Origin of the sequence: Streptosporangium sp. NPDC002524 (genome assembly GCF_040295985.1) — a bacterium.
GTDB lineage: Bacteria > Actinomycetota > Actinomycetes > Streptosporangiales > Streptosporangiaceae > Streptosporangium.
This window is the reverse complement of record NZ_JBEOWK010000003.1, coordinates 110974-136195: the sequence shown is the minus strand read 5'-3', so window position 1 is coordinate 136195 and position 25222 is coordinate 110974. Positions and strand designations below refer to the sequence as shown.

The window sequence follows — 25222 nt, the reverse complement described above, 5'->3', positions numbered from 1 at the left end:
GAGCGGGGGGTTACTCGTAGAGGGTGTCGGCGTAGGAGAGCTGCTTACGCAGTTGCTCCTCGGTGGGGATGTTCGGCGCCGCCGTGATGGTGAAGTTGTAGATCTTCTGCACGGTTGGCTGACGTCCCTCGGGTGCCTCGTCCCTCGTCTTCATCTGGCGGGCGTAGGTGGTGACTCCCTGAGCCAGCTCGTTGACGGCGGAGACCGCCGACATGCTCGCCGCCATCGGGGTGACGTCCTCGACCGCCATCAGCGACATCGGCGCCATCATCCGCATCATGGGCTCGGACTGCGGAGTGACCAGGCCGGCCGGAGCCGCCCCGCCGCCCTGCACCGTGGGGGCCGTGACGGTCGGGCCCTTGAAGGTGCGGTTCAAGCTGTTGAGCGAGGCGACCATCGTGGCGACGGCCGAGGAGACCGCCGACTTGGCCGAGTTCATCGCCCCTTGGACCGCCGAGACGAACCCGGAGAGCTTGCCGGCCGATGCAGCCTGTGACGCCAGCGACTTGAACTGAGCCACCGACTGAGTGACGGCGGTCTTGATGTTGCTGGTGACCTTCGTCATGTTGGACTTGACCGCGTCGGGGGTCTTGTCGGCCCGCGCCGCAGCAGCCATCTGGGTGGGCAGCTGCTTGAACGCGGTGGTCGCCTGAGTGGCTCCCGTCTTGATGGCCGCGGTGACCTTGGTCATCTGGCCCTGGACGCCGGTGACGATGGAGCCGTCCGAGACGACCGCCGAGGCCATCCCCTTGGGCAGCTCGGCGAAGGCGGTCTTCGCCGAGGCGACCCCAGTGGTGACCGCAGCCGTGATCTTGGTCATGATCGAGGTGATGCCGGTTGAGACGTTCTCGCTCAACACCGCCTGGCTCATGCCCTCGGGCAGCTTCTTGAAGGCCGCCGCGCCTTCGGTGGCCTTGGCCCCGATGATGGCGTTCATGGCGGTGAGCTTCGTGCCGATCTCCTCCGGGGTCTTCGCGGAGTTGATGATCTCCTGCATGACCTGGGGGAGCTTGGCGAAGTTGGACTGAGCGGCCGTGACACCAGCGGCGATCTTGGCGTTGGTCTCGTCCAGCTTGATGCCCATGAGCTGGGCGATCTGAGCGGCCTGGACCTGGTCGTCCATCCCCTTGAGCATGTTCGTGACCTGGGCGATGGCCTCGGGGCTCTTGGTCTGGATCGCCGTGAGCACCGACTGCATGCTCGCGCTCATGCTCATGGCCAGCGGATCGCCGCTGGCGGCGGTCGTGGCGATGAGCTTCTGCATCGAGGCTTGCCAGGCCGCGTCAGCCTCGCCACCCTTCGTGGTGACCGTGTTGATCAAGCTAACGAACTGCTCCTGGAAACCAGCGTTGAGCTGGGCAGAGCCGGTCTTGCCGGTCTCCACCAGGCCGTCGATGGAGGTCTGCCACGAGGTGTTCAGCTCGCGCATCTTGCCGACGCTCTCGCCCACGACGGCTGCGAGAGTGAGTCCGAGCTGGCGCTGGAGGTTGGTGGCCGCTTCCTTGGTGGTGTCGGCCTGGGTGACCAGGCCCCGCAGGTGCTCCGTCGAGACGGTGGCCGTGGCCTTGAGCGTGCCCGAGATCAGGTCGCCGAATTCGGCCGTGGACTCTGCCGCGTCACCGATGTAGTCAGCCATGCCCAGGGCGGCCGAGGCCGCCGACGAGGCGAAATTGATCAACGCCGTGGTCAGGTTGGTGATGCCGTCGATGGCTGCGGAGTCAGACAGCTGGGCGGCCAGCGCACTGACCGCGACGGCCAAAGTGCTGAGAACCTCGGGCGCCATCTTGGCGAAGGCGCGAGCTACCTGCTCCAGGGCAGGTGCCATCGCCGACAGCGAATCGGCGAACGCCTGAGCCGCTTGCCCGTAGACGGCGCTGTTGCGGGAGAAGGCATCGAACAGCTTCTGAAAACCTGATGCGAGGCTGGTGATCACGCCAGGGGAAAAAGACGCGAAAGATCCCATGAGGGTCGAAATCGGGCCAGCCAGTTTGAGTGCCGCCTGGGCGATCGACGCGAACCCGGCCTGGAAGGCGGGGCCCCACTGTGACAGTCCGGCGAAGAAGGCACCGAACGCGGTACCCAGTACACCCAGGCTGGCGGAGATCCCGGCGAAAAAACCCGAGCCGTTCAGCGTGGTCAGCGCGCTCTTGAGTCCGCCGAGCGCGTTGGTGGTGAAGGACAGCAGCCCTTGGGTGAGGACCGGCAGACTGATAGCCGACTGTCGAAACGCTTCGACAAGATTCGAAAAAAGGGGCGTCCCCTTCTGGAGCGCCGAGTTGAGCAGCGTCATCGAGCTGCGCAGGCCATCGACCATCGGTGCGGCGACGGTGCCGATGGTCTGCTTGAGGGTGTCTCCGAGCTTCTTGAAGTCGGCCCGCAGGTCGTCGTTGGTGGCGACGACCGCTGTGCCGATCGCGGCGAAGACGAGTGGCACCGCTGCCAGCGCGGCCACCCCGATGACGAGCGAGCCGATCGCCAGGGCCGCCGACACGGCGGCGGTGGCCATCGCTCCCAGCGCGGCGACCACGGCGGTGAGGATGACGACCGAGCCCGCCATCTGGACCAGGCTCGCCACGATGCCCGCGACGGCGGAGCCGACCGAGCCCAGTGCGTTGCTGGCCAGGCCCCCGGCCCGCGTCATGCCGGAGAAGGCGCCCTGGGCGCTCTCGCCGAGAGATCCGAAGGACTGCATGGTCTGGCCGACCGCTGCGGAGACTCCGGCCAGGACCCCGATCGCGAGGCCACCGACCCCGCGCAGGGAGCCCGACAGCGAGGTCAGGCCAGAGCGGTCGACCTCGACCCGGACCTTCTTGGTCTCGGGCTTGGTGATCTCCTTGACCTTCGCCTTCGCCGCTGCGACGTCGGCGTTGACGTTGACCTGCTTGCTGGCCTTCTTGGTGACCTCGGCGATGCGAGCGGACGCATTCGCGGTGTCGAGCTGGAGCTTGACGTCCACGCTGCGCTCGCGCAGGAACGTCTTGAGCGACGCACCGGCCTTGCCGGAGTCGAGCGTGATCTTGACTTTGAGTTCGCGGTCACGCAGAGCCTTCTTGAGGTCAGCGTCGAACTTCGTCAGGTCCGCGTCGACCTTGATGTCGATCGACTTGTTGGACCACTTCGCCAGCTCGGCCTTGACCTTGTCGCCGAACTCGCTGGTGTCCGGGACGACCTTGACGCCGACGCGGCCGACTTCCTTACGAGCGGGACTTCCCGCCATGGATTCCTCCGGTCCGCCCCCTAAGGGGCGGACGGGGGAAGGGCAACCTTCCGCTGGCCAGGCCCGATCACAGGCGCAGGAGCGTCCTCACCCCGCAGGCGGGCAAGCAATGGGGTGGGCTTCTTGGGGGCCTGCTCCGCAGCCGGGGCGCCGGGGCGAGGGTAGGCGGGGAAGGGCTCGACCTTCTTCGGCTTGTCGGAGTTCGACATCTGGAAGAGGTAGGTCAGAGCGTTGATCGCGTCGTAGAGGTCGGCCAGCACGAACGTCTGCCGGTCCCAACCCGCGTACTGATGGCCACCGCGGACTGCCGTGACGTAGGCCGAGTCGATGGGGAGCTGCCTGATCCATGCCAGCGCCAGTTTGGGAGAGAGTCGGCCGCGCGAGATGTCGCGGATATCGGTGTGGTAGATCCGCTGGAAGTCGGCGGCCAGCTCATCTCCGTACTGGTCGATCAGCTCGATCAGGCTGAGGCTTCCCCCAGGGCGTCTCCGTTGCCGGCCTTCATCCAGGCGTCGAAAACGCGGGTGCGGATCTGCGGCGGGAGGTCGTCCAGGGAGTTCTTCAGGGACTTCTTCTTGTCAGCGGAGGCGATCAGCATCGCGTCCATCGCCTCGATGCGGGCGAAGGTGTCGGCGCCTTCGTCGCTGACGACGTTGAGCAGGGTGGTGACCACCTTGAGCTCCTCCTTGCCGAGGAGCAGGACCGGGCGAAGGGTGACGGTCTCGCCGTCCTTGGCGTGGAACTCAAGGCCCTTGGCGGCCAGCTCACGCTTGACGTCTTCAACCAGGTCTTCGTACTTCAGAACAGCCATGGGGATTCCTTCACAAGCAGCGGGAACGTGGGAATGGGAGCCCCGCCGAGAGCGCCATTCCCAAGCACTCTCGACGGGGGGTCTTAGCTACCAAACTCATGTATGAGGGCATGAGTAAGGCAGGTGGATCAGGACTGGTCGATGGTGAACGGCTTCGAAGCGGTCTCGCCGAAGTTCGTTTCGACCTTCACGTCCACCGGCAGGTCGCCAGACTCCACGGGAGTCGGGACGGTGACGGTGACCTGGGTACCGGTCGGGGTGGTGACCACTCCGGTGCCCTCGTAGACGCCGAACCACACGGTGAGGGGAGCGTCCAGGTTCGTGCCGGTGAGCTGGACCGTGGCGCCGGGCGCGGCCGTGCCGGGGGTGACGGCGCTCAGGGTCGGGGGAGAGATCTCGACGGACTTGCCCCACATGACCGGGGAGATCTCACCCAGGCCGTTCGAGCCGCCCAGGATGGTCGCCTTGACCGGCATCTCACTGAGCGCGGCCGGGTCGTAGGTGACGCCCTCGGCACCGATGAGGCTCACGCGCTCGTAGTACTCCACGACATGCCGGTCACCATCGACAGCGACGATGAGCATGGCCTTGGTGGTGGAGGAGGGGACGGACGGGATGATGAACGAGCCATCCGCCGAGACGCCGCCGCCGCCGTAGTACAGCTTGTAGGTCTCCAGGTTGAAGTCCGCCAGCGCCAGGGTGACCGTGTAGATCTTCGCCGGGCTGGTCGTGCGCAGCGCCGGGTTTTGCCACGTCCCCAACACTTCGGGCTCATCACCCTCGGACTCGTGGGTGATGCCGTTCTCCAGCGAGGTGTTGCCGATGCTCGCCCAGGAGCTGCCGACGCTCTCACGCAGGGTGCGCAGGTTGAGGATGTCCAGCGGCAGCACGGGCTTGGGCGTGCCCTCGGCGGCGACGAAAACGTATCCGGTCGCCGGAACGAGGACGGGGTCCTTGGTCAGGTACGTCGGGGGCATTGCCTATCTCCTATGTGCAGAAAGAAAGAAAGAAGGAAGGGGTGTTAGCGCAGCGCCCGGACGGAGATCTGGTAGGTCCCCTGGCTCATGTACGTATCGCCGTGCTTGGAGGAGAGGCCGTCATAGACGCGCGAGGGCGCGTTGACCTCGCGGTGGCCGAACAGGTAACCGGCCTCATCGGGGGTCTCGTAGCGGAAGCTCTCGCGGCTGGCCTTGGACAGTGAGGCCCCGGCTCGTCGAGCGAGCAGGGAGGCATCCCCGCGTTCGAAGGCGAACGCCTCCACCTCGAAGTAGCAGACCGCGAACAGGTGCGGATACCTGCTCGCGCCTCCTCCCGTGGCGCGCACCACGAGGAAGCTCTGGCGTGCCCACTCCTTGGGAGGCTGGCTGTGGATGCGGGGAACGCCATCGGTGACCAGGTCCGGCATGTAGTGCGCCAGCGCGGCGATGATGGCCTTTTCCGGATCGGGGATCATCACATCCTGCCGATCGTCTTGGCGATGACGTGACTACCGGGGACGTACTGATCGGACCGGTTGTTGTGGTGGCCGTAGTTGTAGCCGAGCGCGCCCTCGTCGCTGAGACCGAAGAAGGCGTCCTTACTCCCCATGGCCTCGGAGAAGACGCTGCCCGCCATCGCCCCGGTCTCGGAGCTGATGGTGTTGCGCAGAATCTTGGCTCCGCGATGCGCCGTCTCGATGACCTCGGCGTGGACGCCGGGTAGGCCGGCGACTATCTCGGCGATGTCGGGGTTGACCCAGTAGCTCACGGCGGGTCTCCCAGCAGCTCACACAGAACCGTGATGTAGCTGATGCGGCGGTTGGTCCAGCGGCGAGGCTGTTGAACGACCGTCCACAGCAGGTCCTGGGCCTCGACGCGTGACCACTGGTCCAGCTGGGCCAGCTCGGGCTTCCACTTGATGACCAGGGTGATGCGGGCGGTGTCGGCCCACCCCTGAGAGGCGAATCTCTGGTTGGCCGCCCACCCCGCTCCGGCGAAGCCGGTCGGCATCACGAACGCCTTGAACTCGGTGTAGTCCGCGGTGGCCACCGGGCTCTTGCCGCCGCCGTAGCCGTCGGGAACCCACTCGGTGTGAAAGACCTTGATGGTCTCGTTGGCCTTGTCCAGGATCACGCCTGCTCCTCGGGAACGAGGTGGCTGATGACCTGGATCGAGCCCAGACCGCCTCGCCTGCGGAAGGGGCGAAGAGACTCCTTAGCCGCAGGGGAGAGCGTCGTCACCGCGCCTGCGTAGGCGTAGGTCGTGGACAGGTCGCCGACCCTGTCGGCGGCCACACCGGGGTCGGTGTTGAGCGTCCGGATGACCTCCAGGCAGGCAATCGCCTTCACCGAGGCCGGGGCCCTGGTGGTTGCGTAGCTGCGCCGCAGGAAGGTCTCGACCAAGGCGGTGATGTCGGCGATGAATGACTGGACCTGGATGAGCCGTTCGTCTTCGAAAACCTGCCCGGTGCGGGCCTCGATGTCCGTGACCGTCATCAACATGCGGCCCCCTTTCGAGCAGCACGGGGCAAGCCCCCGGCGTCAGGCCGGGGGCTCACCAAGCGGGCATTGATCAGGGGGTCGGGTCCGGCAGGACGGTGACCAGCGCCTCCGGGCGAATCACGCGGGCGCCGTAGACGTGCAGGCCCTTGACCGCGTCGCTGAAGTACTTCTCGGGGCGGTACTGCTCCGTCTTCACGATCTGGTTCGCGAAGGTCACGGCCATCTGGTGGCCGATGAGCATCTCCCGGCCGCGCATGACGGTGGTCATGTAGACCGTCATGTTGAGGATGCGGCCGACCTCACCGTTGACGATGACCGAGCCCGCGCCGTACTTGTCGGCGCTGATGAAGCGCTCGTCCAGCAGCAGCTCGGAGCGGACCTTGGGGGAGACGACGATGTAGCGGCCGTTCTGGGGGACGTCGTTGCTGTCCAGGATCAGGTTGGCGGCCACGATGGTCTCGTACGCCTTGTCGGGGTTGTTGCGGACGATCTTGGCGACCGTCTTGCCCCGGCTGTCGGCGAGCGTCTCAGCCGTGGTGATGACGGAGGAGACGAACAGGTCGGCGGACTCAGCGAGCTTGCGCGAGGCGCGCTCCTGGCCCTTGGCCACCAGACCCTTGACCGCGTTCTGCACGGCCGAGATGTCCTCGACGCGGAAGTTGAAGCTGTCCGCCTGGGTGATCTTCAGGTCGGTGTCGAGCAGGGTCAGCTCCTGCGGAGCCGCCAGACCGTTCTGAAGGTGGTACGGGGTGATGGTGGGGTCCAGGATCTCCATCGGGATGTTGACGGTGTCGCCCTGGTTGCGCACCTCGCCTTCGAAGTCCCGGTTCGCGACGACCGCAGAAGCCAGAACCAGAGAGCCCTCCAGCTTGACCTGGAGGTTGGCGGAGTAGATCTCCGGCACAAAGCCGGGGTTGACCACACCGTTAGTGCCGGGGGTGAGAGCCATGCAATTCTACCAATCTTATGTATGTGGGCATGGAGAAGGAGGCTCAGGCGAGCCCGTTCTTGATGTCGTCGAAAAGACCCTTGGCATCGGCCTCGACGATTTCCGCCGCAGACATTCGCCCCAGATCGGCGCGGGTAAGCTGACCCGGCTTGGTCTGGCTGCTCTGCGGGCCGATCCCCAATCCCTGGGGGAACTTCGGCTCCTTCGGCTTCGCGAACTGGGCGGAGAACTGAGTGACGAAGTCGCCGATCGCGTCGTTGTTGACTTCGCCCTCATTGATGAACTTGGAGACATCCAGCACTTCTAGAACCGGAGTGATATCCACCCCGGCCTTAGCCGCTGCCGTCTCCAGCTTGAGCTGCGCGCGCTCGGTTGCGATGGACTCCAGCGCGGCCTTACGGCCACGTCCCTCCGCCTCGGCGATGGCCTTCTCCGAGTCAGTCATCTGGGCCTTGCGCAGTGAATCAGCCTCGGCGGAAACCTTCTTCCAGTTGCCCTCATGCAGGCGGGAGAAATGCTGCCATTTCTCTGCCTCTGCCTTCCAGTCCTTCTCCTCGGTCTGCGGGGCAGCCGGGGTGTCGGTCGGAGTGCTTGCGGGGGTGGTGCTGGTGGCTTCGCTGGGCGTAGGGATATCCATCGTCTTACGGGACCTCTCCATGTCGGATTGGGGCATGCAAAAGGCCCCAGCCATGTCAGCTGAGGCCCATCGAAAAAGGGGGGAATTACTATGCGGCGCGCTTTTGGCGCTCGACCGAAGCGACCTTGTCGGTAGCCGACTTCGGCTTGGCCTCACCGCGAGCTGGCGGCTGGCCGGCACCCTGCGATACAGGCTTGCCGTCCAGGCCCACGACCGGGGCCAGGCCGTACTTCTCCTCCAGGCGCTTGGTCTCCTTCATCTCCTCTTCGCGCATCGCTTGGAAGCGGAGAATCTGGGTCGGGGTGTAGCCGTACTCCTCCTGGAGCTGCTTGATGGGAACACCGAGTTCCTTCATCTTCAGCAGGGAGTCAGCCAGAGCCGCCTTGCTGCGGTATTCGGGGTCGGCCCAAATCGTTTCGGCGTTGTACGCCTTGGCCTTGGACGTGTCGCCCTTGACCAGGAATGCAAGCCTCATGGACTCTTCCCAGGATTCCCCGAAATGCAGCATTCTCTCGTGGGCTTTGGCCACGAGCCCTGCTTCAGCGGCGGTGATTGATTCCCCGGAGGGAGCCTGACCGCCATTGAGCAAGAAGTAGTGAAATGGAACTCGCGACTGCGACGCCATATGCTGGACGAGCATGTCGATGAGAGTCACATAATTGCTGAGATCGGCAGCCTGAAATTGCCCCCATTTCGCCTCGGGATTATCCAAGGTGAGAATGCGGTCAATGTAGGCGCGCACGGCATCCGCTCGTGCGGCTGCCACTTCCTCGTCAGTGGCGTCATCGGGCAGGGATTCGACCCCGCTGATTACCCGCTGCGGAAAGGCTGCGAACTCCGAGGCGACGATCGCGTCAGCGCTTACTTTGTTGATCGCGTCCTGAACGCGGAGGATGGCTGCCAATTCAGAGAATGGCGCCATGCGCAGTCGGGAGCGATTGTTCAGCGGGACGACCGGGACAACTCCGAGCGGGTTCTTGACGTCTGAGGGCGTTTCCCACTTCATGCCGTCACCCAGTCGGGTGGTGGTGAACACCCGCTTGGGGGTCCACAGGGTGACGTGTTCGCTTCCCCAGTCATCGGAGTACTGCTTCATGGCGGCGGCCAGGCGGCGGCGAGAGCCGGGCTCGTACTGCACCACGACGTCTTGAGCGTTCTCGGGGACCATCTGCGGCTCGTCGTCGGAGTCGCCCCACACCGTCACGTACGAGCTGCCCTGCACCAGGGCGTCGATGTGGGCGGAGTTGGAGTCGGCGTCCAGGAAGTTGCGCTGCCAGATCTCAGTGGCGTCCTTGTCGGCGGGCTCGTCAGGGCCCATGCGAAAGCCCTGGACGCGCAGCCGCTCACTGATCGAATCCACGATCAGCGCGCAGAAGTTGTCCCTCCAGCCGGTGAACATCCCGCCGAAGATTTCCGAGAACTTCTGCTGCGCGAATTGCAGGTTCTTGTTCTCGGAGTCGTAGTAGTCCACGTACTTCTGGCCCGCCGAGCGCTGCGCGTTCAGCTTGCCTTCCAGGTAGACGATCCAGTCCAGCGGGGTTTCAGGGCGGCCCCCGATGCTTGCCACTTAGTGCCACACTCCTAGCTACCAGACTCATGTATCGGGGCAAAAAAGAGGGCCAATCCCTAGTAACTGCGCAAACGCGCTTTTCTCCGGACCTTCATACGTCCGTCAGCAATGGCCTCAGCCCTCGCCTCATAAGCGAGAATCGCCGCAATGGCGATGTCGATTTTCTTGCGGGACTTCTTGCTCTCCTTGCGGATCAAGGTCCCCTGGGGAACCTCGTAGGTCACCGCGTTGGCCACATGACGAGCCATGTCGGGGTTGCCGTCGTGGCAGATGCCCTCGCCCAGATGCGCTGCGGTGTGCATGCGCTCGACCGCCTGCGCCATCTGCGTGGCGCGCTGCGGGCTGAACTCGAAGACGATGTCTCGCCCCTCGGGGTCCTTCTCCTTGAAGTCCAAGGCCCAGGTCCCGACGACGTTTTGCCAGTACGAGGGATCGGCGAAGACCCACATCACGCGGTAGGTGGCGAACGCCTCGCGCATCTTGCGATCCACGAGCAGCGTGTCCACCTGCCAGTCGGCAGCGAACTTGGAGAACTTCGGGTCCGGCTGCTCATCCAGGTGGATCAGGAACAGCTTGCCGTCGCGCAAGCGGCAGCCCACGATCGCCGTGGAGTCGGAGTAGAGGCTCCCGTCGAAGCCGATGCTGATCTGATCGCCAGCCTTGATCGGATCGACGTTGGACAGCAGCCCATCCCAGACGGGCTTGGCCATCCACGAGTCAGCCGATTCCTGGATCTTGTTGAGGTAGAACCTGTACGCCTGTGCCTGAGTCGTACGCGGGTCCTGGATCGCCTCCAGCAGCCCTGGGATGTCCACCCAATGCGAGTCGCCGTACGCCTGCCGCAGGCCCAGCTCAACGGCCTTGAGGTCCTTGAGGTCGATCTCGTCGGAGTCGGCCTCCACGCAGTCGTACAGCAGTCGCCCGTTGGGCTTCTTCAGGTACGCCTCGTAGGTGCGCTGAGCGACGCTCTCCTCGTTGGGGTTGAACGCGTTGGTGGACTCCACGATCCGGCTACCGGCTCCGGCCGTCTTTCGCACGTTGCGGTCCAACACCTCGAAGACGGAGATGCCGCCGTTGGAGGACACCCAGTGGTGGGTCTCATCCAGCACGCAGAACGTCGGCCGTGCGCCCTCCAGGCCCCTGCTGGAGCTGGTGACGGGCTCGATGCGTCCTGGGCGCCCGGAGCGGAACTGGATGCGCTCCTTGCCAATCTCGATGTCGTACTCGACCTCAGCCGGCGAGTTGGCGAGCATTCCGCGGACCATGTCCCGCGTGTTCGCGGTCTGGTCGATGCTGGTCGCGGCGATCTGAACCAGCGGCAGGCGCACCGCCTTGCCGACTGGGTAGCCGTTCTCGTCGAAGTGGGAGAAGCGGCAAGGGCCGATGAACTCCACGATCGCCAGCGCCGCCAGGACGGGCGTCTTGCCCCAGCCCTTCGACCTGCGGAGGCAGGCGGTGTCGTACAGCCACCGGCCGCGCTCGTCGATGGCGTACAGCCAGAGGATGAAGCGCTTCTGCTCGGCGGTGAAGACCCAGGGTTCGCCCGCGTTCTCCCCGTCGGGTTGAACGAGGTAGCGCTCGCCCCAGCGCAGGATCTGGTACCCCAGGGATCGTGTGGGGTGGGGAACGCCTTGGGGAAGATTTCCGCTTTGCAACGGTCATCACCCCCCGGCCCCTGGGGGCACTACGATCTGTATTTATGTCGTTAGCTACTGACGAGATCACCCTGGTCGAGGGCAGGCTTGAGGTGACCATCAATCAGGTGGAAAACGTATTCGACAGCCACCCATCTCTCTTGCGCCTAAGCAGTCTGATGACGACATTGCAAGAAGTCTTCGAGGCGGTCGCCGTGGCAGCGGATATCAAGGAGGGGCGTCGCCCTGTAGACGACGCTCCGCCCCCGCCGAACGCGCCATCCATGCCATGGCGACACCTTCCTTTAGCTATACGGAGGGAGATGGATCCCTCTCAAGTCAGCGAAAGCGTCACTGTGCGGGTAAGTAAAATATCGATGAACTCGCCGCTGGTGATGGAGTTGGTTACCACCGGGGTGGGCGGGGCGGGGGTGGTCTCTGCGGTGGTATACCTCTTTAGGAACCCCGGGAAAGTCGGCGAGTGGTTCCCGAAACTTCAGACGTCCTGGTACAACGGACGCACAGAGGCTGAGAAGGCCAGAAGGGCGTTTTTCGAACTGCGCAATGCCCGGACAGAGATGCGCGAGTTGGAATGATTAAGCTCCGCTGAGTGACCGGTAAAGGTCCATGTCGGCGACGTTCTCCGGCAGCCGGTCAGGCTTGGAGTCGTCCTTCTTCTCGGCCTTGTTCATCCGCAGGCGCATGCGGTCGGTGACTGTGGCGCCCAGGAGTGACTCGTTCTGCCGGATCTCGGCGAGAGCGTTGTGGCCGGGCCTGCGGAAGTAAGCCTCCACCAGAGGCGCGAGCATCTGGAGACGCATCCAGTCGGTGGCCCGGAACGCCTTGGACTGCTCGGAGGCGACCCAGGTGTCCCACCAGCGCTGCGTGGCGACGCTGTAGCCGTCGCGCTTGAACAGCTTCTTGACCTTGTCGGGGACGTCCTCGTCCACTTCCAGGTGGCTCAGGTCGACCGCGTTGCGGCGGACCGCGTTCTCCTTGGGAGGGGGGCCGTTGCCCGCCATCAGCTCACTCGCTCGTGGACTCGTATCGGCCGGCGAGTACGTCGGTCACGCTCAGCGGGGCGCCGTCCTCGGCGGTCTCAGGGGCGTCCTTGGACTCCTTGGCCTTGGTCACCTTCGCGACATCCTCGGGAGTTGCGTCCTTGCGCCTGCCTCGTGCTGTTGCCATGTGCGTCCTTCCGAAGGGAGAAGAAAGAAGTAAGAGGCGCGCGGAACCCGCCCTCGCGTGCGCCATGTCAGCCCCACCGGCTCAAGGCTCGGTTTTTGCTGACAGCCCATGTACTGAGGGACTGAGTCCGGGAGTAGCGGACTCAGGCCCAATATCCGTAGCCGACGATGCTGCTGGTCCGGTGGACCCGCTGCACCCGGCCGCTTGAGTTGCCCTCGATCGAGGTGATCGAGCCATCGGCGTTGACCTTCTCGACGATGCCCACGTGGTCGATCCCGCTGCGGCTCTTGCCGCCGGACCAGTCGAAGAAGACCATCGCCCCCGGCCGGGGCGTAGTGCCCCAGCGGCCCCTGGCCGCGTACCAGGAAGCCCAGGTGGGCGTGTAGGCGTCCGTGCCAACCTTGGCCCGTACACCGACCTGCTCAGCGACCCAGGCGATGTAGATGGCACACCAGGGCGCGGTGAGGAAGTAGCTCCCCATGTTCAGGTCGTTGGTGTACCAGCGGGTGTACTTGTTGGGCACCCCGGAGGTGCCCATCTCCCCAGCGGCCACCTTGAGGAAGGCGCTGACCTGGCTCGTCGCCGTGGTCGGCTTCGGCGTTGGCTTGGGAGTTGGCTTCGTGGACGGCTTAGAAGTAGGCGTCGCCTTCGGCGGCCCAGGGGTCGCCTTCGAGGTCGGCGTAGCTGGCGTACTTCTCGAAGCAGAAGTAGTTGGCGATGCAGGTCTCGACGTCGCACTCGGCCGAGTGGTCGTCCCAGCGCGCACAGCCGAGCGCGTCGGTGTCGGAGTCGAACTGGGCGTCGGCGAGGCCGACGTAGTCGGAGTCGAGCGGGCCGCGAGCGATGAGGGTGTTGAAGGAGTCTGTATCAAGAGGCTGGCAAGGAGCGGTACAAGAGCCGCAACTGCTGCCTGGGCAGTTGCCCGAGGGGTAATTTCCATCGCTCATAGGTGACGCGCCCTCCCCCGCGCGGCCTCCGTTCGAGACTTGGTGTGGTGACAGGGGTCGCAGATGCACATGAGATTGGTCAGATCCCAGGAGCCGCCTTCGGCGACGGGGATGACGTGGTCCACGATCCGTCCGGGGCCGCCACAGAGGTAGCAGCGCTCTCGGTCTCTCTGTCGTGCCTTGCGCATCAAGGTCGCGGCGTTACTCGGCCGCGTGAGGTTACGGGGGCTTGTCTGAGCCCAGGGCACGTAGTGCCCCTGGCATCGTCCCGCGTTGGTCGCTGGCTTTGAACAGCCAGCTTGGAGGCACTTCTTAGGAGCCCTAGGCATGGAAACACCCCCAGAACTCGGAGACGGTACTGGGGGTGAATCTCTCTTCGGGGGCCTGGAGGCCCCCTCGTTAACGGGGTTAGTACTAGAGCCCTAAGGGGCTCTTACCGGTAACTAGTTAAGAAGTAAGGAGTCTTGAGACTCCACTAGACGGTAGGAGCGGAGCGGAGCCCCAACCCCCCTACCCCCCTTCCCCACATGTATATAGGTGCGCTTTGTCGGAGACCGTGCATGCCCATGATGTGACCTCCGTCACACGTCTGGGGTCCAGTCGGGGAAGATCTCAGCCCGTACGGCTGCCAGGCCCGCCAGGATCTCCTCACGGGTGGTGCGGGTGTATCGGTCGGTCATCGACTCGGGGGAGTGGCCCAGGATGTCCCTGCGTACGGCCTTAGGAACGCCCACACGCTCCGCGATCGTCGCCCAGGAGCGACGGAGCCCATGGGGGCCCATGACGGGGAATCCGAGCTTCTCAGCCCCTCGGCCCACCCGAGCGGTCACCGTGTTGGGCATCGTGTGGGCTCCGGGCGCCTCAGGCTTGGACAGGTGCCAACGCCTGCGGGTGAAAATCCAGTCGCCCTCATCCCAGGTGTCGTAGCGGGCCTTCTCCTGATCCTGCTGCTTCCTGTGGCGCTCCAGGACCCATCTGGTCATGGGGTCGAGCCACATGCGCCGGGGCTTACCGCCCTTGGGGGTGGGGGAGTAGATCGTCCGGCCCATTCCCATGGTGATGTTCTCGCGCAACCGCACGAATCCCCGGTCATCCAGGCTGGACCACTTCAAGCCGATACTTTCTCCCCGGCGAGTGCCTTGGAGGGCGATGAAGGTCAGGAGTCCCTGGTGGGGATAGTGCTCCTGATCCAGGAATATGCGGAGCTGCTTGGCGGTCCAGACCGGCCCGCGTCCGAAGAGGTGGCTGAACCAGTCCTCCTCGCCCAGCTCGTCCATCTCATCCTCGTCATCGTTAAAGACCAACTGGTTGACAAGGCGTCGTGCCCCGGCTGCCTTCACCGGGTTGCCTACGTGCAGGCCGTTATCGGAGGCGAAGCCGAACGCGGCGGAGACTACGGAGATGTAATTGAGCATCGAGCTGGCCTTGAGGTCGCGATGGACTAAGTCCTCGGTGACCCAGATGGTGATCATTCCCTGAGTAATCTTGCTCATCGGGGTTTTCAAGAGCGTGCGGGGGATGTGGGGGAGCGCCTTGCGGTTCCCACTGATGGTGGACTCCTTGAGTCCCGACTGGGCGAGTCGGAACTCGATGACCTCTTCCAACGTCGCATTGGTCGGCAGAGGCTGGTGGAGTGCGTGCTTGAGGTTCTGCTCGATCTGCCAGGCGACGGCGTCTTCTTCGCTGTCGAAGGATTTTGTCGGCCTGAACGGGGAGTGGGAGACTGGGTCCAGGACGGGAGGCATCTGCACCCTGTACTTGGTGCCCTGCTTGGTCTCGTAGGTGGTGATCGTGCCCTTCAGGGGGTTACGCATAGTGACCCTCCTCAGCCGAGGTGGGGGGTCGGAAAACTGGCGTTGCCCATGATCATGCCCATGAAAAGTGGTCTCACAGTGGTGTTTCCCCTGTAGGTGTTGGGCCCAACCGGACATATGTGAACGGTTCGGCGTCAACACCTACAAGTGGGTGAACGCCCAGGGCGAGACCCACCTGGTCAAGTACCACTGGATGCCCAGGCAGGGCGTGCGCAGCATGACCGCCGAGGACGCCGCCGTCGTGCAGGGTGGCGAGCTCGGGCACGCCACCAAGGACCTGCACGAGGCGATCGACCGCGGCGACTTCCCCGAGTGGGAGCTGCTGGTGCAGATCATGAGCGACGACGACCACCCCGAGCTGGACTTCGACCCGCTGGACGACACCAAGGTGTGGCCGGAGGACCGGTTCCCGCCCAGGCCGGTCGGCAGGATGGTCCTGGACCGCAACGTGGCCAACAATTTCGCCGAGAACGAGCAGATTTCTTTCGGCACCGGCGTCCTGGTCGACGGTCTCGACTTCTCCGACGACAAGATGCTGACGGGCCGTACGTTCTCCTACAGCGACACCCAGCGCCACCGGGTGGGTCCCAACTACCTGCAGCTGCCGGTCAACCAGGCCAAGCACGCCGAGGTGCGCACCAACCAGCGTGACGGCCAGATGACCTACCACGTCGACGGGGAGGGCGAGAACCCGCACGTCAACTACGAGCCGTCCATCACCGGGGGGCTCAGGGAGGGGCAGTACCCCACCCACGACGAGCAGGGTCCTGTCGTCTCGGGGCGGCTGACCCGCAAGCGCATCCCGCGTACGAACGACTACACCCAGGCGGGCCAGCGCTATCTGCTGATGGAACAGTGGGAGCGCGACGACCTCGTGCTGAACTTCGTCGACATGCTGTCCCAGGCCGCGCGCCCGGTCCAGGAGCGCATGGTCTGGCACTTCCTGATGATCGAGGACGACCTCGGCCTCAGGGTCGGGGAGGGACTCGGGATCGCTCCCGAGGACGTCTCCCACCTGGAGCCGCTGGCCGGACAGGACCTGAGCGACGAGGACCGCGAGCGGATGTCCGGACTCGGCAAGAACGGGTCCCGCGACGTGAGCGGTATGAAGATGACCCACTGCGTGCCCGACGAACGGGCGCGGGCGGAGAAATAGGAGCCGCCGCCGGGTCGGAGCGGGCAGTGCTCCGGCCCGGCGGGGCGGGAGGCGTGAGCGGGTGACCACCGCGCCGAGACGGCGTCCCGGGGCGCGAGAAGATGATCCACTCGCTCCGGGAGGTCGCTGACCAGCAGCTTCAGTGCGGGGAGAAACGCTCGGTCAAGGTCGCCCGATTTTTCCGCTTAAAAGGTATGAATGCCATTACAGCGGGCACGCGATCCTCAACCTGAGCCGCCAGCACCTGAGCCGTTCCGACTCCCAATTGGATTGCCATGCCTGCTAAGAGCAACGTCATTCCGATCATCCACTGGTCCCGCCGCTCGTCATGCCTCAGTGAGGATCCCGAGCTGTTCTTCCCCGTGTCGTACGAGGGGCCGGGCCGTGAGCAGTACGAGCGCGCCAGGGCGGTGTGCCGCCGGTGCCCGGTGCGCGGGCGCTGCCTGGAGTACGCGTTGAACACCCAGCAGATGTACGGCGTCTGGGGAGGTACCACCCCGGAGGAGCGCAGGGCCACCATGACCGGGGAGAGACGGCGGGTCAGATAGCGGCCCTTGGCGGCCCTTGGCGGCACTGCCGCGCCGATCGCCGCTTCGGCCCTTTTCCGGCTTTTCCTGGCTTTTCCTGGCCTCTTGGCCTCCTGAGCCTTTTCCGGCCTGCCCGCTCAGCCGCGCCCGCTCGGCGCCCGCTCCGGTGTGTCCGGTCTGCCGGGTCCTTTGAGATCACCTGGCTCACCGGATTCGCCGGGCCCGCCGGATTCCCCGGCCTCCCGGACTTTCCCGGCCTCCCCGGCTCCCTCGGGTTCCCCAGCCTCCTCGACGAGGGCGCGGAACCGGGACGCGTTGCGCTGGGAGTTGTCCGCGCAGCAGTTGTTGAAGAGCACGTGGGTCGTCTCGGCGCCCTCCGCGAGCTCCCGGACCCTGGCCGCCCACCGCCCGAGTTCCGGCTCCGAGTACATGTACGCGAAGCGCTCGTCGATGTTCTTGCTGGTCCACTTGTCGGAGTGCCCGTGCAGCCGCAGCACGGCGAGGCCGGAGGTCGCGGCCAGGATCGGCGGGATCGACGAGGTGTGCCCCTGGGGCATGTCGACCCCCACGTACGCGAGGTCGTGTTTTGCGAGGAAGGCCAGGGTGTCCTCGCGGTTCTCCTCGTCCATCCAGGTGTGGTTGCGGAACTCGACGCTGACGCGCATCGGCGCGCAGCGCCGGGCGCACTCCAGGATGTAGCGCCGGTTGCCCTCCCCGATCGGGAACCACGGCGGGAACTGGAAGAGCACCGCCCCCAGCTTGCCCGCCTCGTGCAGCGGCTCCAGCGCGCCGAGGAACCGCCGCCAGACCTCGTCGGTGATCTCCGGCGGCACGTCCTTCGGGTAGAGGTTGCGCTGCGGCGGCGCGCCGAGGCTCTCCCGCAGGTCCTTGTAGAGGGCGGCGGGCCGGGTGGGGTGCCCGGTCAGTAGGGAGAACGCCTTGATGTCGAAGGTGAACTCCGGGGGCGTACGGTCACGCCACGCCTCCACGGTGCTCAGCGACGGCGGGTGGTAGTAGGTGGCGTCCACCTCGGCGATCGGGAACCTCGTCGCGTAGTAGGCCAGGCGTTTCGCCGGGGTGGAGGCGTCATCGGGGTACCAGCCCGACTCCAGCAGCGACCGGTGCGTCCACGAGGCCGTGCCCACGAGGATCCTGCCCATACTTCGCGTCCTCCCTGACGAGTCCGACGTCCGCTCCGAGCCCTGCCCCTTGAGCTCCAAGATCCGTTTTCCCCTGCCCCTGCCTCTGAGCCCCGAGCCCCGGCCGGGGCGGCGGGGAGAGGGCCGCTAGGGCTTTCCGCCGACACCTCCGGCCAGCTCGCCCAGGCGCGCGGGGCCTCCGGTGTGCGGCGACAGCGGCGGGGTGTCCATGCCCTCGGCGCTCCGCAGCCCCTCGAACATCTCCCGCATCGCCTCCGTCGCCGTGTGGCGCGGCCGCCAGCCCAGCTCGTCACGGGCGCGGCCGATGTCCATGATCGGCATTCTGAGCACCAGGTCGACCAGGCCGGGCGAGGCGGGGATGAGCCTCATGTGCCAGGCCGCCGCGACGGTGCTCCTGAGCGCCCAGCCCGAGACGGGGACCAGCCGGGCGCCGAGCAGCTCGGCCAGCACCGAGGGCTCGATCACCGGGTCGGCGGCGATGTTGAAGGCGCCAGACACCGGCCGGGTGACCGCGAGGCGGTAGGCCTCGCCGACGTCGTCGCTGTGGACCGTCTGGAAGCGGAGCCCCGGGGTGTCGGGCACGAACGGGATCAGGCGCGGCCGTACCAGCCGCTGCGGCACGAACGGCCCGCCGAACAGGCGCCGCTGCCCGACCGCCGCCTCCCGTTTGAAGATGAAGCCCGGCCGCAGCCGTACGACCCTGATGTCCGGGTGGTCACGCTCGAACAGGTCGAGCACCCGTTCCACATAGGCCTTCTCCCGGCCGTAGGCGGCACCGGGCCAGCCGTGGGTCGGCCAGTCCTCGGTGACGGCCCGGTCCTTGGGAGCGGAGGAGTACGCGCCCACCGAGGAGGCGTGCACGATCGCGGAGACCCCCGCCCGCGCGGCGGCCTCGAAGACCCTGATGCTGCCCAGGACGTTGTTCCGCCAGGTGGTCACCGGGTCGCGGGTGGGCTGGAACAGCCACGCCAGGTGGACGACCGCGTCGGCCCCCTCCAGGTGCGGCGCCAGGTCGCCTCCGGCGACGTCGGCGGTCCGCCAGGTGGTCTTGGGCGGGCGCCAGTCCGGCTGCCTGCGGGCCAGGCCCACGATGGATGTGACGTCCTGATCTGCCGCGAGGGCGGACACCACGCTCGTGCCCACGTTTCCCGTCGCGCCGACGACTACTACTCGCATGCCTACCGGGTGCCCAGGGAAGGCCCGGCGAACCCAACCTTCGCCACGGCTTTGCCGTACGGGGAGACGATCCGGCGACATGTGACCGTCACGTCCGTCACGTCCGTCGCGGGGGTCAGCGGCGGGGGGACGGCCAGGGGTTGGGGCGGCAGCCGTACAGGGACTTGGTCTGCTGGAGCATCACCGGCGCCCGCCGCCCGCGCCCCGGGCAGGACACGTGGCCGTGGCCGAGACCGTGGCCGACCTCGTGGCTGATGACGTACTCGCGGTAGGAGGCCACGTCGCGGCCGTAGCCGGTCGCCCCGCTGTTCCAGCGGACCGCGTTGATGATCGCGCGCTCGCCGTTCCAGCAGGAGAGTATGCCGTTGGTCCGCATCGGCAGGCACCGCCGGTCGGCCGTCTCGGGGCTGGACAGCGAGACCCTGATGCTCACCGGGCCACGGGCCACCCGCTTGAACCGGTACCCCCAGCCGCGCCGGTCGTTGAGGATCCGGTGCACCTCGGCGGCGAACTCCTCCACCTCGAACGGCAGGCCCCGCTCGACCTCCACCGCGTACCGGATCACCTTGCCCTTCCTCCCCTTGGGGGGCCGGGCCTCTCCGGGGGCGACGGTGTAGCGGCCCTTGGCCGACCGGGGCACCCTCACCTTCAGCGGCTGCTGCCGGCCGTTGGCGAGCAGCAGCGGCTCCTTGGCCGGTGACGGGGGCGTGGGACCGGCGGAGTTCGCGGGGGCGGCCGGGTCCTGGGGTTGCGGCGGCGGGGTCGGGGTCGCGGGCACCGCGGGTATCCCGGGCGGGGCGGCGTCAGGGGGCGCGGGCCTGTCGGGAACGGGGTCGAGATGACCGCTCAGCACCGTGGCCCCACCGGCCGAGAAGGTGACCACGATGCTCAGCGCGAGAAGCCACAGAACAGTCTTAGGGTCACGTCTCATTGCGTTCCTGGACATAGACCGTAAACCTTATTGCCCCTCGGCGGTAACTAATCAAACCAGGAGAAAATCCATCATATGAGGGCACCGCTGGGGGACTTTGGGGGGGTATGCCAACGGCGGCCGCATGCCGCGGCCGCCGTCGGATCAGGCGTTTTGCGAACTTAACAGAGTTGAGAAGGTCTTCGCTGGCTTAACAGATGGTTTGCGGTCCTACGCCACCGTTCTTCGCGGCAACCCCACCGGTCATCGCCGGAACCCGCTGGCCGTTGCCGGAACCCACCGGCCGTCGAGGGGAGGTACCGGCTGTCGCGGGGAGCCATCGGTTGTGGCCGAGGCGCGCCCGCCGTCGCCGGGAGGCACCGGCTGTCGCCGACCACCGGCCGCCGTTGCCGGAAGCGCACCGCCGGCCGTGGTCGTCGATGACTACGGCCGGCGGCGCGCTCCGATGGCGGTCCCGCAGTCCCGCGGTCCCACGGGTCCGCGGGAACGCCGGTCCCGCGGTCCCGTGGTTCGCGGCCTGCGGGCCTTCGGCTCCGCGGCTCGCGGCCCTACGAGTGCGGGCAGGTGTCCTGGTACTCGGAGATGTTCAGGTCGACCCGGGGGGCCGGGCACAGGAACTGCTCGTACCGGGTGTCGTTGTCGATGAAGCGCTTCATCCACGAGACGCTGTACTTGGCGATCGTGGTGTTGGAGGAGTTGGGCGCGAAGTGGCTGGCGCCGTTGAGCTCCAGGTACGCCTTCTCCGAGGAGGCGGGGATGCTGTTGTAGAACGGCTTGGAATGCGAGGACACCGGGGCGACCGAGTCGTTCTCCGCGCCGACGACCAGGGTCGGGACGCGCAGGCTCGACCAGCTCTTGGTGGTGTGCCACCCCGTCAGCGGGATGGCCGCCTGCAGCTGCGGCCGGCTGCTGGCCGCGGACAGCGTGCCGCCGCCGCCCATCGAGTGCCCGGCGACGCCGAGCCTGCTCGCGTCGACCCGGTTCGCGACCGTGCTCTCCTGCGTGAGGTAGTCGAGCGCGGCCAGCAGCTGCCGTCCCCGGCTGGCGGGCTGGTCGGAACGGGTGAGGGTGTCGATGTTGAAGACCACGAAGCCGTGGGAGGCCAGCCGCGAGGCGAGCCAGGCCATGCTGGACCTGCTCGCGGTGTAGCCGGGGGCGATGGCGATCCCGCCGAACGTACCCTCCGCGGTGGACGTCGGGTAGTAGATCGTCCCTCCGCCGAAGCCGGACACCCGGAGCGAGGAGACTGTGGTCTCCGAGATCGCGAACGGTCCCCTGGACGCCTCGATGAGGGAGACGGTCGGGTCGGGGCCGCGGTCGTAGGGACCTGCGGAGGAGGCCTGCGCGGCGGGGGCCGCGACGGCCTGCGCGGCGGGCGCGAGGGTCCCGCCGGTGCCGAGCAGAGCGAGTGCGAGGGTCAGCGTGGCGACCGTCGTCGCCCGGCGGGAACGCCTGGACGCGGGGGCCTGGGGGGTGGTGCCGTACGGCTGCACGTTGCTGTACTCCGTTCCTGTGGGGGGAACACGGCGATGTTCCTGAGGGGGAACACGGCGTACGGCGGTCGGTGCTGACGGCCGTTCGTCGCGCGTCGGCCCGCCACCGGGAGCGGCGGCGGTACGGTCAGCGTCACCGGGGTGACCCCTCGGGTTTCTGACAGACGCCACTTTCTCGTTGTCAGCCCTGGAGTGCATCGGTGAAATCACCCGTACTCCATCGCACTGGTTAACACCGGTGGATAACTACACCAACCGGTGAATCACGACATCAACCGCACCAGTTCCACCCGGGAGCGGATGTCGAGCTTGGCGAAGATGTTCCTGAGGTGGTGCTCGACGGTCCTCGGGCTCAGGAAGAGCCGGGCCGCCACCTCCCGGTTGGTGGCGCCGTCCGCGACGATGCGCGCGATCTGGTACTGCTGCGCGGTGAGCTTCTCGGTGGCCTTCGGGCGGTGCGACCGGACGGCCTCTCCGGCCCCGCGCAGCTCGGCGCGGGCCTGCTCGGCCCAGAGCCGCGCGCCGGAGCGCTCGAACGTCTCCAGCGCGCTGTGCAGGTGCTCCCTCGCCGCGCCCGGACGCCGGTTCCTGCGCAGCGCGCTGCCGAAGAGCAGCTGGGTGCGGGCCGTCTCGAACTCGGAGAACCCCTGGTGGTGCAGGTCGAGCGCGGCCCTGAAGTACTCCTCGGCGTCGCCGGGGGCGGCCAGGAGCGCGTGGCAGCGCGTCGCCAGCGCGCGCCGGTCGGGGCTGCGGGTGCTGCCCACCCAGCGGTCGAGCACCCGCAGCGCCTCCCTGGCCCGTTCCCGGTCACCCGTACGGGCGCTCGCCTCGACGAACAGCGGGGTCGCCATGACCCGTACGACGAGGTGGCCGTTGGTCCCGTCCGTCCTGGCCGTGGTCCGCAGCCGCTTGGCGGCGTCGGCGTGGCGGCCCGCCGCGAGGTCGAGGTGGGCCAGTGCCCAGTTGCCGATCGCTCCCGCCACGCACACGCCGTGGGCGCCCGCCAGCTCGATGGCGCTCGCCGCCCTGATCGCGCAGGTCTCCGCGTCCCCCTCCACGGCCGCGGTGAGGGCGAGCCACCCCAGGTGCTGGCCCGCGCTGTTGGGCCGGCCGCGCTCCTGGGCCAGCCGGAGCCCCTCGATGGCGCTGGCGGTGATGGAGGCGTAGCGGCCCATCCAGAGCTCGGCGTGGATCATGAACTCCAGGACCTGCGGCACGGTGGAGACCGCCCCGCGGGCGCGCGCCGTCTCCACCGCCCGGCCGCACAGCCTCGTCGCCTGCGCGTCGTCGCCGAGCAGCAGGCTGGCCACGCCCGCCCACACCAGCACCGAGGGGGTCCGCACCGAGGGCGCGAGCTCCAGCACCCGGCGGAGCGGGTCGGCGGCCTCCCGGTGTCGGCCGTCGAAGGTCGCCGCTGTACCGGCCAGATACTCGAACATCAGCTGGGTGGCCGCCGGGTCGTCCGGGCGGCGCAGCGTGGCTGCCCACCGCGCGATGTCCAGGTAGCGAGGGTTGTCACCGGCCATGTAGCTCGCCTCGCCCGCGCGGATGAGGACCCGGACCGCCTGCCCCCGGTCCCTGTCCAGCAGCGACTCGGCCGCCGCCATCAGGTCGTCCCCGGCGCTGCCGGTCTTCCCGCTGCGCAGCTCCAGGCTGCCGCGGATCAGCTCGGCCTGGCTCCTTACCTCCTCGGAGATCGTCAGCGACTGCAGGCGGGTGAGCAGCGTCCGGGCCCGCCGGGGCAGGCCCGCGTGCCAGGCGCGGTTGGCGGCGGCGGCCAGGCGCGCGGCCTTGACGTCGCCGTGCTCGGTCAGCTCGGCCGCCCGCTCGAAGGCGAGGAAGGCCGCGGGATGGCCGCCGTGGGAGCTCGCCGCCGCCGCTGCCGAGGCCAGCTCGTCGGCGAGCGCTTCGGCGGGGCCGTCCATCGCGGCGGCCCGGTGCCAGGCCCGCCGCAGCCGCTGGTGGTCGTGGGGCAGCTTGCCCGCGAGCAGGCGGTGCGCGGCGCGGCGGCGGGCGAGGGAGGCGCCGGTGTAGACGACCGTCCGCATCACCGGCTCGCGGAAGTCGTAGCGGTCACCGTCACCGTCACCGTCCCCGTCGGCACCGGCGACATGGACGATCACCCCCGCCCGTTCCGCCGGTTCCAGGGCGGTCAGCGCGCACTCCGGCTCCGCGGCGCCGACCAGGGTGACCGTCTCCAGGCCGGGATCCGCCGCGAGCAGCAGGAGCATGTCCGCGGTCTCGCGCGGCAGCCGTGCCAGCCGGTCGGCGTACGCGCGCCAGAGCCGCCCGCCCCTCGGCAGGGTCGCGGGCGGGGCGGCGGCGCCGGAGACCTGCTCGGGGCTCAGCGACCCGGCGAGCTCCCCGAGCGCGAGCGGGTTGCCGCGGGCGATCTCCAGCAGCGCCGCCCGTACGTCGTCGGCCAGCCCCGGCACCAGGTCGTCGGCGAGCCGCCTGGCCGCCTCCTCGTCCAGGGGGCCGAGCTCGAACGCCGGTATGTCGTCGGGAGCGGCGGTGCCGTCACCGTCGCCGTCGCGGTCGTCGGTCCCGAACAGCAGCACGACCGGTTCCCCCGCCAGCCGTCTGGCCGCGAAGAAGAGCGCCTCGCGGCTGGGCGCGTCGAGGTGGTGGACGTCGTCGACGCAGGCCAGCACCGGGCCACCGGCGGCCACCAGGAGATTGAGCACCGCCGCGGGAAGCGCCAGCCCGCCGTCCGCCGCGCCCAGCTCCAGCGCCCGGGTCAGCGCCTCCGCCTGCGCCGGGGGGAGCGCGGGGAGCCGGTCCGCGACCGGCCTGAGCAGGCCGTGCAGCCCGGCGTACGGCAGGCGCGACTCCGCCTCGGTGCCGCGCACCCTGAGCACGACGAAACCACCGGTGCCGTGCGTGCCGTTCGTGCTGTTTGTACTGCCAGTACTGCCTGTACTGCCTGTGCCGTTCGTGTCGCGGGTGCCGCCGGTGCCGCCTGCGCCGTTCGTGTCGCGAGTGCCGCTCGTGTCGTCGCCACCGCCGGTGCCGGCCGCGTGGGCCGCCACGAGGTCGAGCAGTGCGGTCTTTCCCGTACCCCGCGCCCCTCGCAGGATCGCCGCGCCCCCGGAGCCGCCGCGGGCGGCGTCGAGTAATCGCAGCAGCGCGTCCTGCTCCGTGTCACGGCCGTGCAGCGCCGGTGACCGGGTGGCGGCGGAGGGGGAGGGCATGCCCCAGTGTTACGCGCGTGTGTCGCGCCTGGAAAGAGGGGGTGACGGGGTTCCCCACCGGCCTCCGCTGGCCTGCGCCGGTGTACCGGTGCACTCGGAAAGACCGGTGATTTCACCGATGCGCGCTGGAGGGCGCGCCGGGCCGAAGGATGCGTCGCGCTTGATGGTGAGCCGGGCTGAAGGGCGCGCCGGAGGGTGCTCCGCGCTGGAGGGTGTGCCGGGCCGAAGGGCACGCTGGGCCGGAGGGGGCGCTGGGCCGGAAGGTGCGCCGGCCGGAGGGAGGGCCAGTCCGAAGGGTGCTCCGTGCCGCAGGGTGCTCCGCGCTGGAGGGTGTGCCGG

The 25222-nt window shown here is 67.5% G+C and carries 24 protein-coding genes and 1 pseudogene; 3 read left to right on the top strand and 22 right to left on the bottom strand.

All coding sequences use genetic code 11. The features are described from left to right. Nucleotides 1-10: 10 nt before the first annotated feature. The 11 genes from ABT053_RS05500 to ABT053_RS05450 form a co-directional block, all read right to left on the bottom strand. Entirely contained in the window at nt 11-3217 is a 3207-nt protein-coding gene (locus ABT053_RS05500) for a hypothetical protein (protein WP_350967660.1), read from the bottom strand. Nucleotides 3218-3677: 460 nt separating this feature from the next. Further along, complete coding sequence (locus tag ABT053_RS05495; RefSeq protein ID WP_350967659.1) at nt 3678-4028, bottom strand: hypothetical protein; 351 nt, start codon at nt 4026-4028, stop codon at nt 3678-3680. A gap of 128 nt (nt 4029-4156) precedes the next feature. After that, nucleotides 4157-5005, bottom strand: coding sequence for a phage tail tube protein (locus tag ABT053_RS05490; protein ID WP_350967658.1), 849 nt, complete (start codon nt 5003-5005; stop codon nt 4157-4159). Nucleotides 5006-5049: 44 nt separating this feature from the next. Then, on the bottom strand, nt 5050-5481 hold the full coding sequence (locus ABT053_RS05485; RefSeq protein ID WP_350967657.1) for a hypothetical protein: 432 nt from the start codon (nt 5479-5481) through the stop codon (nt 5050-5052). Beyond that, nucleotides 5481-5774 carry a DUF5403 family protein gene (locus ABT053_RS05480; protein ID WP_350967656.1) on the bottom strand — a complete coding sequence of 98 codons (294 nt, stop codon included), beginning with the start codon at nt 5772-5774 and terminating at the stop codon, nt 5481-5483. Before ABT053_RS05480 ends, ABT053_RS05485 begins: the two co-directional genes overlap by 1 nt. Further along, complete coding sequence (locus ABT053_RS05475) at nt 5771-6139, bottom strand: hypothetical protein (protein WP_350967655.1); 369 nt, start codon at nt 6137-6139, stop codon at nt 5771-5773. Before ABT053_RS05475 ends, ABT053_RS05480 begins: the two co-directional genes overlap by 4 nt. Continuing rightward, a complete protein-coding gene (locus ABT053_RS05470; protein WP_350967654.1) occupies nt 6136-6507 on the bottom strand; it encodes a hypothetical protein in 372 nt (123 codons plus the stop codon). The genes ABT053_RS05475 and ABT053_RS05470 overlap by 4 nt, the downstream gene beginning before the upstream one ends. 70 nt (nt 6508-6577) lie before the next feature. Next, on the bottom strand, nt 6578-7456 hold the full coding sequence (locus ABT053_RS05465) for a phage capsid protein (protein ID WP_350967653.1): 879 nt from the start codon (nt 7454-7456) through the stop codon (nt 6578-6580). A 43-nt stretch (nt 7457-7499) separates the two neighbouring features. Then, nucleotides 7500-8093, bottom strand: coding sequence for a hypothetical protein (locus ABT053_RS05460; RefSeq protein ID WP_350967652.1), 594 nt, complete (start codon nt 8091-8093; stop codon nt 7500-7502). Between the two features lie 88 nt (nt 8094-8181). Then, complete coding sequence (locus tag ABT053_RS05455) at nt 8182-9660, bottom strand: phage portal protein (RefSeq protein ID WP_350967651.1); 1479 nt, start codon at nt 9658-9660, stop codon at nt 8182-8184. 59 nt (nt 9661-9719) lie between these two features. After that, nucleotides 9720-11318: a terminase TerL endonuclease subunit gene (locus ABT053_RS05450; RefSeq protein ID WP_350967650.1), complete on the bottom strand. Its 1599-nt coding sequence runs from the start codon at nt 11316-11318 to the stop codon at nt 9720-9722. 44 nt (nt 11319-11362) lie between these two features. Here ABT053_RS05450 and ABT053_RS05445 point away from each other — a divergent pair, with 44 nt between their 5' ends. After that, the gene (locus tag ABT053_RS05445; protein WP_350967649.1) at nt 11363-11893 is read left to right on the top strand and encodes a hypothetical protein; all 531 of its coding nucleotides are present in this window, start codon (nt 11363-11365) and stop codon (nt 11891-11893) included. On the opposite strand, the gene ABT053_RS05440 is transcribed toward ABT053_RS05445, so the two are convergent. The 6 genes from ABT053_RS05440 to ABT053_RS05415 all read right to left on the bottom strand — a co-directional run bounded on the left by ABT053_RS05440 (nt 11894) and on the right by ABT053_RS05415 (nt 15246). After that, nucleotides 11894-12319 carry a phage terminase small subunit gene (locus ABT053_RS05440; protein ID WP_350967648.1) on the bottom strand — a complete coding sequence of 142 codons (426 nt, stop codon included), beginning with the start codon at nt 12317-12319 and terminating at the stop codon, nt 11894-11896. A 4-nt stretch (nt 12320-12323) separates the two neighbouring features. Further along, complete coding sequence (locus ABT053_RS05435) at nt 12324-12485, bottom strand: hypothetical protein (RefSeq protein WP_350967647.1); 162 nt, start codon at nt 12483-12485, stop codon at nt 12324-12326. Between the two features lie 142 nt (nt 12486-12627). After that, nucleotides 12628-13038 carry a CHAP domain-containing protein gene (locus ABT053_RS05430; protein ID WP_350967646.1) on the bottom strand — a complete coding sequence of 137 codons (411 nt, stop codon included), beginning with the start codon at nt 13036-13038 and terminating at the stop codon, nt 12628-12630. 76 nt (nt 13039-13114) lie between these two features. Next, nucleotides 13115-13432 (bottom strand): hypothetical protein, encoded by a 318-nt coding sequence (locus ABT053_RS05425; RefSeq protein WP_350967645.1) that lies wholly within the window; start codon nt 13430-13432, stop codon nt 13115-13117. Then, the gene (locus ABT053_RS05420; protein WP_350967644.1) at nt 13429-13620 is read right to left on the bottom strand and encodes an HNH endonuclease; all 192 of its coding nucleotides are present in this window, start codon (nt 13618-13620) and stop codon (nt 13429-13431) included. Before ABT053_RS05420 ends, ABT053_RS05425 begins: the two co-directional genes overlap by 4 nt. Nucleotides 13621-14013: 393 nt before the next feature. After that, nucleotides 14014-15246, bottom strand: a complete 1233-nt coding sequence (locus tag ABT053_RS05415; RefSeq protein WP_350967643.1) for a tyrosine-type recombinase/integrase — start codon at nt 15244-15246, stop codon at nt 14014-14016. A gap of 127 nt (nt 15247-15373) precedes the next feature. On the opposite strand from ABT053_RS05415, the pseudogene ABT053_RS05410 reads away from it, so the two are divergent. Together ABT053_RS05410 and ABT053_RS05405 are read left to right on the top strand one after the other, a co-directional pair. Beyond that, a pseudogene (locus tag ABT053_RS05410) lies at nt 15374-16402 on the top strand (catalase); the annotation flags it as partial. Nucleotides 16403-16677: 275 nt separating this feature from the next. Beyond that, entirely contained in the window at nt 16678-16950 is a 273-nt protein-coding gene (locus ABT053_RS05405) for a WhiB family transcriptional regulator (protein ID WP_350967642.1), read from the top strand. Nucleotides 16951-17066: 116 nt separating this feature from the next. On the opposite strand, the gene ABT053_RS05400 is transcribed toward ABT053_RS05405, so the two are convergent. The 5 genes from ABT053_RS05400 to ABT053_RS05380 form a co-directional block, all read right to left on the bottom strand. Continuing rightward, nucleotides 17067-18089, bottom strand: coding sequence for a DUF72 domain-containing protein (locus ABT053_RS05400; protein ID WP_350967641.1), 1023 nt, complete (start codon nt 18087-18089; stop codon nt 17067-17069). Nucleotides 18090-18215: 126 nt separating this feature from the next. Next, complete coding sequence (locus tag ABT053_RS05395; protein WP_350967640.1) at nt 18216-19265, bottom strand: NAD-dependent epimerase/dehydratase family protein; 1050 nt, start codon at nt 19263-19265, stop codon at nt 18216-18218. 115 nt (nt 19266-19380) lie between these two features. Next, a complete protein-coding gene (locus ABT053_RS05390) occupies nt 19381-20196 on the bottom strand; it encodes a DUF3152 domain-containing protein (protein WP_350967639.1) in 816 nt (271 codons plus the stop codon). A 548-nt stretch (nt 20197-20744) separates the two neighbouring features. Beyond that, the gene (gene bdeA, locus ABT053_RS05385; protein ID WP_502991705.1) at nt 20745-21689 is read right to left on the bottom strand and encodes a bis(hydroxyethyl) terephthalate hydrolase; all 945 of its coding nucleotides are present in this window, start codon (nt 21687-21689) and stop codon (nt 20745-20747) included. Between the two features lie 263 nt (nt 21690-21952). Then, nucleotides 21953-24883 carry a helix-turn-helix transcriptional regulator gene (locus tag ABT053_RS05380; protein ID WP_350967638.1) on the bottom strand — a complete coding sequence of 977 codons (2931 nt, stop codon included), beginning with the start codon at nt 24881-24883 and terminating at the stop codon, nt 21953-21955. Nucleotides 24884-25222: the final 339 nt, after the last annotated feature.